8 protein-coding genes are annotated in these 11,491 nt (G+C 50.8%); 1 reads left to right on the top strand and 7 read right to left on the bottom strand.

Going from position 1 to position 11,491, the window contains the following annotated elements:
* Window positions 1-297 precede the first annotated feature (297 nt).
* The 3 genes from VJR29_11415 to VJR29_11405 form a co-directional block, all read right to left on the bottom strand.
* A complete protein-coding gene (locus tag VJR29_11415) occupies window positions 298-810 on the bottom strand; it encodes a hypothetical protein (GenBank protein HKY64019.1) in 513 nt (170 codons plus the stop codon).
* Between the two features lie 119 nt (window positions 811-929).
* Window positions 930-1,481 (bottom strand): hypothetical protein, encoded by a 552-nt coding sequence (locus VJR29_11410; GenBank protein ID HKY64018.1) that lies wholly within the window; start codon window positions 1,479-1,481, stop codon window positions 930-932.
* Between the two features lie 2 nt (window positions 1,482-1,483).
* The gene (locus tag VJR29_11405) at window positions 1,484-3,796 is read right to left on the bottom strand and encodes a MopE-related protein (protein HKY64017.1); all 2,313 of its coding nucleotides are present in this window, start codon (window positions 3,794-3,796) and stop codon (window positions 1,484-1,486) included.
* A gap of 1,352 nt (window positions 3,797-5,148) precedes the next feature.
* Between VJR29_11405 and VJR29_11400 the strand changes: the two genes are divergently transcribed.
* Window positions 5,149-5,559 (top strand): hypothetical protein, encoded by a 411-nt coding sequence (locus tag VJR29_11400; protein ID HKY64016.1) that lies wholly within the window; start codon window positions 5,149-5,151, stop codon window positions 5,557-5,559.
* 44 nt (window positions 5,560-5,603) lie between these two features.
* On the opposite strand, the gene VJR29_11395 is transcribed toward VJR29_11400, so the two are convergent.
* Genes VJR29_11395 through VJR29_11380 form a run of 4 tightly spaced genes read right to left on the bottom strand, consistent with a single transcriptional unit; the run spans window position 5,604 to window position 11,484 of the window.
* Window positions 5,604-6,506, bottom strand: a complete 903-nt coding sequence (locus VJR29_11395; protein ID HKY64015.1) for a DUF1259 domain-containing protein — start codon at window positions 6,504-6,506, stop codon at window positions 5,604-5,606.
* A 57-nt stretch (window positions 6,507-6,563) separates the two neighbouring features.
* Complete coding sequence (locus VJR29_11390) at window positions 6,564-7,814, bottom strand: TolC family protein (GenBank protein HKY64014.1); 1,251 nt, start codon at window positions 7,812-7,814, stop codon at window positions 6,564-6,566.
* 7 nt (window positions 7,815-7,821) lie between these two features.
* Window positions 7,822-8,277, bottom strand: coding sequence for a hypothetical protein (locus VJR29_11385; protein ID HKY64013.1), 456 nt, complete (start codon window positions 8,275-8,277; stop codon window positions 7,822-7,824).
* Window positions 8,278-8,289: 12 nt separating this feature from the next.
* The gene (locus VJR29_11380) at window positions 8,290-11,484 is read right to left on the bottom strand and encodes an efflux RND transporter permease subunit (protein HKY64012.1); all 3,195 of its coding nucleotides are present in this window, start codon (window positions 11,482-11,484) and stop codon (window positions 8,290-8,292) included.
* Window positions 11,485-11,491 lie beyond the last annotated feature (7 nt).

Below are 11,491 nucleotides of genomic sequence, written 5' to 3'. Positions count from 1 at the left end.
AGGTCATCCAAATCCATTAGGCCATCGCAATCATCGTCAATATTATTTAAGCATGTCCCCGTGATCCCAGCCTTCAATAGGGCCAAACATTTGCCGGAACGAAAACAGATGATGCAGCAATGGGCTGACTATCTAGAGAGCTTAAAAGGCAATTTATTATCCCATCATTGTGAGAACAATGGTTTTAGGCCAGTGCTGACCGACTCGCGTGGGAACATTCAATCTGGAAGCTTTTCCCAAGATTAAGAAAAAAATTGGAGAAGAGGCAAGGTCTAAGACTTATTGTCATGAGCCGTTCTAGTTGCATTCCCCGGTAGGTTGATCAAAAGTAACCGTTTCAAAATAGAAGAGCGCGATGATCTCCCGAGATTGAATGCCGTCGGTGAAAGTTAAGTCAAACTTCACATGCGTAGGATCAGTGATCTCAACCGTTCCGGAATAGGTAGTTGGAATCCATTCGGGGATCTGAGGGGCAATTTCTCTATAGATGATCTGCTCACCATCATAGGGGGTGATGGCAAAAGTAAAAACCTCTCCTGATGTTTGGTCGAAAATATCTTCTCCGTTCGGTAGCGCATTGGCTGCGAAATAAAATTGGAAAGAAGTGTTGTCTTGGGGTTGCGGGCGAGTATCGAAAATATAAAAATCGTTGAACTGAAATGTTCCGCTAAGAATATTGTCGTTGAATGGGATGTCCTTGGTAAAGGACTGGGCATCTTCATCAGTCACAACGATGCTGAAGTTAATGCCAGCTGAGCGTTCCTGGGTGATTTCTCGAGTGGAACAGTTTTCACAGGAGACCTGAGTCACCGAAAAGCATATAAATATTATGACAATAAGCTTTCTCAATTTGAGCTGCCTCTACCTTACCAACTGAAAGCAATCAGGAAGATCGTCTAAGTCTGTCAAGATGACGGAGAATTATATGACTAGTCACATTCACCAATCGGCTGATCAAACGTAACAGTATCAAAAAAGAAAAGCGCTAGAACCTCACGAGATTGAACGCCATCGGTAAAGGTTAGGTCAAATTGAACGTGAGTCGAACTTGTAAAGGTCACTGTTCCAGAATAAGAGGTAGGAATCCATTCTCCTAACTGCGGGGCGGTCTCTTCATATATGACATTCTCCCCCTCATACGGCGAATCGGTAAATGTAAAAACTTCTCCTGCCATTTGATCGAAGATATCCTCACCGTTAGGAAGCGCTGTGTTTCTAAAGAAATACTGAAATGAAATATGGTCCTGAGGGAATGGACGAGTATCAAAGATATAAGCTGTATTGAGCTGAAACGTTCCGCTTGGATAGGTGCCGTTAAACTCGATATCTTCAGTAAATGTCTGACCGTTTTCATCGTTAACTACGATGCTAAAATCGATCCCGTTTGATTGATCTTGGGTTATTTCGCGGGTAGGGCACCCTCCACACGATATTTGCGAAAAGATTAAACTTGAGAGTATCAAAAGAATCAGTCGCTTCAATTTTAGCCTCCTCCGCCTTGTAGTTGGAAACAATCGGGAAGATCGTCTAGATCTGTCAAGCCATCGCAGTCATTATCTTGATTATCTAAGCAAGTTCCGGCATCCCAATTTTCAATTCTTGGTTGGCCTGGGTTACATTCTTCACAAACAGTGTCTACTTCAGATTGGCAAAGTCCTACTCCGCAGGTAACTACCGAATCAGTTTCGTCGATAAAGCCGTCACAGTCATTATCTATGCCGTCACAATCAGCGGTGGCAGAAGCATATTCTTCGGGGCCAATCGTCCAGCATCCGCCACATGCGTTAGTCACTCCCTCATCCACCTCGCCATCACAGTCATTGTCGATTCCATCGCAGACTTCGGAGGGCTCAGGGCCGCAAGTGCCGCAGCGGTTTAGGACTCCTTCATCTACTGCGCTATTACAATTATTATCGACCCCGTCGCAAATTTCCGGCTGTGGAACTGTTCCGCTACATGAAGCAGCCCAAGTGCCGTCCGACAGGCACTCTTGAATTCCTAGGGAGCAAGGCCCGATATCAATGCTACAAGCGCGAGATTCGCCGATGCTGCACGAACAACCTTCGTCAGTCACTCCATCGCAATCATTATCCAAGCCATCGCAGATCTCTTGGGTAGGTAAGACTTCACCCTCGCAACTTATATGACCACTGGTGCATCCTAGGGCCCCAACCCCACAGGTCCCTACGTTCAATCCGCAGGCAAGGCCTTCTTGAATCCAGGACTCGTCAGTTTGACCATCGCAATCATTGTCGATTCCATCGCAGATCTCAAATGGTGAGGGTTGCTTGCTTGTGCTGTTACAAATAAGCGGATATTCTCCGGCCCGTTGTTGCGTCGTATCAATGCATACGAGTTTTCCTTCCGATTTACACTGGCCTATGCCTCCATTATTGCAATGCGTACCTTTTAGTTCAAATCCCTCATCGCTTTCGCCGTTGCAGTTGTCGTCATAGCCATTACAGTACTCATTTGCGTTAGGGCCATTGGCTCGACAAAAGTCGATAGTTCGAATCTGGAGATCAATAGTTCTTTCGGGAGAAAAATCATAAACCCCCAAAGTCGCTGAAGATTGATCTATGTCATGGATTTCAAGGCCGCTGGGGCTGACGGTCGAGCCGCGCGGAACCTCGAACATGGCGATTTTGTCGTCAGCATTACAAGCAGGCGCGCCAAAGAGATTGATGCATTCGTCACCCTCCCACAAAAAGAGCATGAGGTTTGACGTGGGTTCTCGATCCCAATCCCATAGGATATAATTCTGGTATGCCAGATATTGCTCGGGGTCGGGCTTGGCCCATTCGCAACCATGTGCCGGCCCTTTTAACAAGATGTGAACTGCCCCTGGCGGTGCGGCGGTATCAAGTTGGCTGGGCAGTGAAAGAGGTAATAGGTTTCTTGGGAATGCCCATAAATGGAAATTTCCTACGGGGCCAGTGACTGAGCTTTCGTGATTCGTGTAACCAGCGGCGAAATCCAATATGAGAACATTGTCTCCCTGCGGAATAAATCGCTCACCATGCCTATCTATTCCATCGTGGTAGGTGCAAATCTGGTTTCCAGCAAAATCTTCTAAAAGCGAGTTATAAATGGGAGCTTCTCTTGGATGATCATCCCACTCGGCTCCATCCCTTGTTTTCAAGCTGCCGTCAGCATCGGTCCATAGACAACTACATTCCGCCCAATCAAAAGTAGCGAAATTTACTTCAGGAAGTAGAGGCTTAGCTTTTTCAAAGGCGTAAGCAGCCACCTGTAGGTCTCGAAACTTGCCAGAGTCCTCTAAGAACATCCGACCCATGATATTTAAGAGTGCTTTCGTTTCAGCGCTTTCAACCGTAACCGGAAGGGATACGCCTTGCCCGCGCGCGTATTTGGCATAGTCTCCTTCTCGCTCCTGGTCATAAGGAACTTCGATCAAATGATAGCTTGTTCCCCCGGAATGGGCCCCGTTCTCATCCAAAATGGTATCTTCCGGTAGAGGTATGTTGGAGTCATTGACGATGGTAGCCTGATATTTTTGAAGTATGGCTTCTAACCCGGCTTGGTCCACGGGATCGATGATTAGTCTATTGTTGACGAGGGCGAGCAGGCCCTCCTCGGAGCTGATAATTCCAAGCGGGTAACCCGAAATAGCTGGATTTAAAATCTCCGCTGTCTCGCTCACTCGAAGGGAAGGGTCGATAATGAAAACTTCGCTATCCTGAGGGCTGCTGTTACTGGAACAGGCACTGAGGAAGCCAATCAAAACGATGAATAAACTTTTAACAACCTTCATCCAACTCTCCATCACAATCATTATCGACCCCATCACAGACTTCTGGATCACTGGGCCCTGGGACCGCATCGCAAACTAAGGTGGCACTATCTTCGGAACAGACCATATGCCCCAGCCTAAGGCAGATGCCGATTCCTGCTGAACAGGACGCTCCTAGGTTGGCGAAATCTTCATCGACTGCTCCATCGCAATCATTATCTAATCGGTCACATAACTCGTTTTGAGGAGAGCAGTCGGCGGGAACACCGATTTCATACCACTCGCAAATATTTGAGGGAACGCAGCGGGAGCTTAACAGGTCGCAACACTCCGTGTTGGAGCATTCATCATCGCCAAAGCAAATGTCTTCCCGACAGCTCCCGACAATAAAGTCGCATCGTTGGTTGTCCGCACATTGGATATCTTCGGTACATCGATTGTAAATGCAGCGGTAGTTATCGCAGATTTGTTCGGCTGGACACTGATAGTTAAAATAGCAGACGCCAGGTTTAAGGCAGCGGCCATTAGAACAAGATTTGCCGTCTTGGCAGTTCCCATTGCTGTCGCAAGGCGGCATCCTTGGCTGACACCCTAAGGAAGGAGTGCAAATTTCTAGGGGATCACAATCTTGGTCTGTTTGGCAGAAGAGCTTTTGATGGTCGGAGCCGAAGAATAGCTGACCGCTTCGGCCACAGCCGAAGAGATTGAAGACGAGAACGAATAATAAAGAGCAAAATCTAAGATGCTTAATCACGGGGCCTTGTCCTTGTGGCCCTTACCCGGAAACCTTCTTTAGCGGACTTGTTATCGGAAGCAATGCTTTATTGGTTGTGGTTCATGCCAAAAAGAACCACATCTATGATTTTCGCAATCTAAGTAATTGAAATTGAGCAGTATTTAAAAACCTGAAAAATGGCCGAAGCCTGTGAAATTGGACTCAGTTTTAGCCTAAATATTTGGGGGCAACTATGGGGGCAACTGAGGTTTTTCAAAAAAACAATTCCCTTGGATAGCAATGACTTAAAGCCGAAGTTCGATTCCCGCCACCCCACTTTTTGTACAGATGCACTTGCTTGCATCCAGGACTTTTTCCTGCCGTGTGTTTTTTGAGACTCGAGTCCGAGTTCGACTATTCTCTGATTAGTTAGCCTATCGTTGAAGCGCCTCCGCTTTCGGCTTGTTTGCTTGGCCTCCTGTCGCGGGCCCCAATAGGCGCCGAAGCCCTTTTTGGATCCAGCGTGTTCTGTTTTTAAACTATGTTTCATATTTTAGTTAGCGTCCTAACCTTTTCTAACAGCGTCAACACATGGCAGGCCCCAGGTCATTTTAACCTTTTAGCTTATCCTTGATCTATTTTTTATCCCGTCTATTTCTCCATCAAACAGGAGGAAGGCATGCAAAATAAATTGAGCAGTTTCATTTTCGCGTTTCTATTCGCCGTACTTTTCTCCCTACCCGCCAATACTTACGCCGATCCTTGGAAGGATGAGAGCGGGAAGGGTTGGAAGGGTGACGGTGAAAAAGGTGTCGTTGCCGCCCCCGTTCCCGTTCCTGTGCTCGGCGCTCCCCGTCATATTCAAATTCCTCCCGGCCATTACCCTCCCCCCGGCGAGTGCCGGTTGTGGTATCCAGATCGCCCTGCAGGGCAGCAACCTCCACCAGTCCCCTGCGGTCAACTAGGGGCTGTGGGTGGGTCGTTCATCCTTTACGAGGGTAAAGCTTGGGATGCTGACTACGATTGGCGCGAATATGCCCGGTTGAAGCGCGGCAAAGTACCACGCCTAATTATTAATCTCACGATCTAACTTCCCAAAGCAATGGGATGAGGCTCTCAGAATGGAAGGTTGAGTCAATATTTTTGCACATCGAGCGCTGCTTTAAGCGTTTGGGCAAGATCAATCGATTTTCCGACTCCCCAAAAATGAAGAAAAATGATCCGGGGATACTCCATTGTCATGTGGTTGTGAATGGCGACGATATTGATTCCACCTTTGCGCAAGGTTTTGAGCACGCCCTGCAGCTCGGATTCGAGCATGGCGAAATCCCCATCAACCACCGCTTGGTCATCGCTTCCCGCGAACGCCATCCAGGTGTTGACGCCCATTGCATTCCCCACCTCATGATCTCCCATTCTGGTGGTACGGCCAATGGTGACTTTATAAACCCCGTTATTCATCTCGCCGGATTTTCCGATCACTTGCTCGATTTTCACCGGATCAAGTGAAGTCTTGGCGGGATCTAAATTCGCGTTGGGGAAAGCTCCCTTTCCTCCCATCGTTTCTTTCAGCTTCGCATAGACCTTGCCAACAGCCGCCGCGAGCTGGTCCTGGTCTCCCATTCCGCCGATGTGCATGAACATGACCTTGGGAACGTCTCCAAAAAAATGATTGTGCAAGGCGGTGACCTCGAGGCCGTTTTCCAAAGCGACGCTCATGACCGGATTGACTTGGTCCTCTAGAAGTACCGTGTCTCCCATCATCATCACTTTATCCCCGATCTTCTGGAATGCCGCCCAACTTGTAAGACCCAATGGCGGCGACATTTTGACTCCGGCAGCGGTCACGCTTAAATCGCTTCGGGGAAAGCTAACCTTAAAAACGCCTTCTTTTTCGTTCATCTGCCCCTTCAAGCCGGTAAGCTGTTCGATTTTTTGAATGTTGAATCCCGGCGAAGCCTCCCCTAATAAACAACAGGGCATTAAAAGAAAACACACAAGCGCCAACATTTCTGGTCTTAAAGGTCGGAGTCTCATCAGCGTCTCCTTTCCTGATCACTATCCAATGCTGATACTTCGATCAGCCCTTTTATGCTATTTACCCAATAGGGTCATCAGCTCCGCTTTGATTCGGAGATACTCCCGCCGAGCGTCCGCAAGGCGCCGCTTCTCGTCCCAATATTGCGCCAATGCCTCCAGCAGTTGCGGCCCTGTCTTGACACCTCTCCGGTATTCTTCGGAGGCCATCCCCAGATATTTGTCGCCGAGCGAGAGCTTTTGCGAAATCAAAGCCATCAGCTTGAGCCGATTCTTGAGCTCGTGCTTTAGCTTCTCGAAGAGGACTTCCAACTCCCGGCGCTTTTGCTGCTCTTCAAGGGCGTAGCCGCGAGCCTGATGCTGCAGGGCTTTCCCTTGCACGCGGGAGCTGAAGCCATCGAAAATTGGAATGGCGACGTTTACTCCGCCAAATGCCGACTTCCTTTCGTCAATAGTCGGGAATTGGATTTGCCGGAAAGTATAGAGTGCGTAGCCACCATAAACATCGACGGCGGGTGTCCACCAACGCTCCGCCTGTTTCTTTTGTACCTCGGAGACCTCAATTTGCTTCTTGAGAATGAGGATATCCTGGTTTCCATCGAGGTTAAGTGGCATTTCCAAAACATCGTTTTCGGAAAGCTGCTTAAAACCGTCGCTAAGGCGGACCTCCATTTCTTCCGGAATACCCATGATCGCCTTCATTTCGGCCAAGGCATGCTCATAGTCCTCAGTTTGCAATAATTGATCTTGCTTCAGTTGATTGAGAAATATCTCGAAGCCAAGGCGATCCGATTCGGTGGTGAGGCCCGCCGAGATCTGTTTATTTACCATGCCAAGCTGCTGGCGAGTCAAAGCCGACACCCTGGGAAGGCCTTTCAAAAGATCCTGATAATAGAGGACATCGGCAAAAAGAAGACGGGCGCGGGAAAGCTCGCGCAAGAAGGTCTGTTCCTTCTTACTTTCCGAAAAATCAACCTTGCTCTTGGCGATCTCCTCTTCCAGCCGATCTTTCCCACCGCGGAAGACGTTCACCCGGGTTTCAATCTCTACATAAGGGTCGACTTGGGTGTCGAAGGTGCCGGTCTTTCCTATTTCGCCGCCTCCTTCCGCCCGGATCTTCGGAAGGAAAGAACGCTTGAAATGACCCGTTTGAACCTGGGCTCCGGCGACGTAGGCGTCACCTGCCAGGACGTTCTTGTTCCTCGTTGCAATCAGCTCGGGCAAATCGTCGAACTCGATGGCAACCGTTTCCGCGCGGGCGGAGGGAAACGCTAAAAAAAGTAGGATGAATGCCAGGATTCTCATCATTTTCGCGTCAATCCAGATTATCGAAACCCGCGAGCAGCTCCCTATCCTTGGTCTTGAAGGTCACATCGATGCTGAAGGGCTTGCTGGCCGGAGCCGGAGCTTTGCCGGTGAAATTCGCACCTTCCAGGTTGAGCGCGAAGGGAGTCGAAGACTCTTTCCCGCCTTTCATCGAGACTAAGGAAGCTTGGGCCGTTTTGGGAAGCGCCTCCGCCGGCAGCGGCTTCATAGCGAGGTCATATATATAGACGCGGACGGTACTATCCTCGCTGCGCGTCAATTCCGCTTTATAAACGAGTGGGGCCTTGGCGCCCTGGGGGGCATTCTTGGCTTCTACGACCGCGGTGAGCACGCCTCCATAGTTCCCGGTGTCGCTAAGCTTGGGACCGTGGCCTTCATCATGCGCAAGCAATGGAAGCGCCCAGACAAGCATAGCCGAGATTAAGGTTAGTTTTAGTCTTTTCATTTTGCTCTCCTTTTAGGTTTGAAGTCTGTCTTGCTTCGCGGATCGCACCCAGCGCTCCGCAGCCTTCCTGCCGAATTTATAGAAAATGGCCGGGGTAACCAAAATATCGAGCAAGGTGGACGAGATCAGGCCACCGATAATGACCACCGCCACGGGATAAAGAATCTCTCGTCCCGGTTCCCCCTTGGCGAAGGCGATCGGCAACAGGGCCAGGATGGCGGATAGCGCCGTCAAGGAAACAGGAACCAACCGTTCCAGCGAGCCACGAAGAATCATTGCTTTGCCAAAGCTCTCGCCCTCTTTCTGAATCAAATGGAGGTAATGGCTGATAAGCAGGATGCCATTGCGGGAAGCGATGCCGCAGAGCGTAACAAATCCGACCAAGGTGGCAACGGAAAGGGTTTTCTCGGTTAAAAGAATGGCGGCAATGCTGCCGATCAAGGCCAGCGGGACGTTCACCATGATCTGAAGGCTTAGGGCCACCGAACGAAAATGAGCGTAAAGCACGAAAAATATCCCGAGCAAGGAGAATGCTCCCAACAGGAGAATCAGCCGGGAGGCCCTTTCCTGGCTCTCGAATTGGCCGCCGTATTTGATGAAATAGCCGGGAGGCAGTTTGATCTTTTCATTGATCCGCTGCTGCACTTCATCAACCATGCTCCCCAAATCCCTACCCTGGGCGTTCGCGGAAACCACAATTCTTCTTAGTAGATCCTCTCGGTTGATGATGTTGGGACCGTTCGAGGGGTAGACGTTCGCCACATCTTGAACGCTCACACTATCTCCGGTTGGTAGGGTTTTCACTGGCAGCGTTTTAATCTGCTCGAAATTCTCCCGGGAGGCGTCATTCAAACGCATGAAGATCTCGAAAAGCCGCTGTTTCTCCAAAAAGTAAGAAAGGGTTTTGCCCTGCAAGGCGCTCTCCAGGTCCTCGGCCAAGGCTCCTGCGCCGATCCCTTTGCTGGCGGCACCCGGCCGATCGATGGCGATCTTCAGCTGAGGCACTAAGACCAGCGGCTCGGTCTGTAGATCCACGATCCCGGGAATGTCCCGAACAGCGGCTAGAATTTCGCCTGCGAGACGCCGAAGCTCCGCGAGATCGGGACCGAATATCTTGATGGCAAGCTGGGCCCGGACCCCGGAGAGCAAATGATCCAGTCGATGACTGATCGGCTGTCCCAGGTTCACGTCCAAATCGCCTTGCTTGAGAATGTTCTCCCGGATCTCTTGCAGGACAACGATACGGTCACGGCCGCCTTCCTTGAAATCCACGTCGATCTCATGCCAATGGACCCCCTCGGCATGCTCATCCATTTCCGCACGCCCGGTGCGGCGAACCGTGGATTTCACCTCGGGACTTAAGAGAATCGCTTCCTCGACCCTTTTCCCCAATTCATCGGACGCCGCCAGAGAAATGCCGGGACCTGCGGCAACGCCAATGGTCGCGGTTCCCTCATTGAAGGGTGGCAGGAAATTTTTTCCAAAAAACGGCAAGGAGCCCAGGGCGGCCAAAACCAAGACCACGCAAATCACCATGATGGGATAGGGATGATCGATGATTCGAGCCAGGATTTTCGCCACACCCCCTTTCAGCCACCGAACGAAAAAGCTTTCGCCTTTCTCCGCGAGGGAGGAATTCGGCAAGAGGTAAAAGCTGAGCACCGGGGTCAGGGTCACGGAGACCAGAAGCGAGGCCGCGAGAGAAACAATGTAGGCGATGCCCAAGGGAGCGAAAAGCCGCCCTTCAATTCCGCTCAAAGCAAAGAGCGGCACAAAAACCAAAATCACGATGACCGTGGAAAGGACAATGGAGTTCCGGACCTCGGATGAGGCTTCGTACACCACTTGCCAGGCAGGTCTTGGATTGGTCAGGGTTTTATTGAGGCGGAGCCTTCGGAAAACATTTTCCACGCCCACGATGGCATCGTCGACCAGTTCGCCGATCGCGATCGCGAGTCCCCCCAAGGTCATGGTGTTCACCGAGAGACCCATCCAGCGAAAAACGATCGCGGTGATGACGAAGGAAAGCGGGATCGCGGTCAGAGTGATGAACGTCAGGCGAATGTTGAAGAAAAAAAGGATCAGGATGAAGGCCACCATGATCGCGCCCAGAACAAGCGCCTCCTTGACGTTGAAAATGGAGGTCTCGATAAAGTGCGCCTGCTTGAATAGGTCCGATTCAATCTGAACTCCCTCGGGCAGAGTCTTTTGCAGATCTTCAAGCATCGCATCGATTCGCTTGGTCAAGTCGGTGGTATTCGCCGCCGGCTGCTTTTGGATCGTCATGATGACGGCATGCTTCGCATTGATGCTGCCTTCGCCCCGCTTGACTTTGGGGCCGATCTGCACCTTGGCGATGTCCTTGACCAAGACTGGCTTGCCCAAATGCATGCCGACGAAAGAGTTCTCGATCTCTTCCAGCGATTCCGTCCTTCCCAGAGGACGGATGAGGTACTCCTTGGCCTCGGCATCGACGAAGCCGCCGCTGGTATTTTCGCTGATCTTCGAAAGCTGCTCGCTCAAGTTTTCCAGCGTGATCCCGTGGTAGAGGAGCTTCTTGGCGTCGAGCAGGATTTGATATTGCTTGACCTCACCGCCCATCACGACCACTTGGCTGATTCCTGGAATCGTCATGAGCTGAGGACGAACCATCCAATCGGCGATGGTTCTTAATTCCATGGGGGAGACAGTTCCATCCGGGCTGGTGAGCCCCACGAATTGAATCTCACCCATGATGGACGTGATGGGCGCCAGGGTCGGAGCCATGCCTTCCGGCAGCCGCGCGGCCGCGAGCTGCAGGCGCTCGGTGACCAATTGCCGATTGCGAAAAATATCCGTTCCCCAATCGAACTCGACGTGCACGATCGAGATGCCGATGCCGCTGGAGGATCTCACTCGCGCCACGCCGGGAACGCCGCTGAGCGAGGATTCGATCGGAATCGTGACGATCGTCTCGACTTCGTCCGGAGCCAAGCCATGGGCTTCGGTCAGTATTGTCACGATCGGCCGGTTGAGATCGGGAAACACATCCACCGGCAGGTGGGCGATGGTCCAGCCCCCATAGACCAAGGCGGCAACGGAAAGCAAAAGGACCGTCAAACGGTGATGCAATGAATATTGAAGAAGTCGGTTTATCATCCAATGAATTGATTGATGGATTGAAATTGGCCGGTCAACACGCAGCCGAGCAAACGTGATGCGGCACAAAGAAGCT

Source organism: bacterium, assembly GCA_035281585.1.
GTDB lineage: Bacteria > UBA10199 > UBA10199 > DSSB01 > DSSB01 > DATEDP01.
The sequence above is the reverse complement of the archived record's forward strand: the minus strand, read 5'-3'. Positions and strand labels throughout refer to the sequence as shown.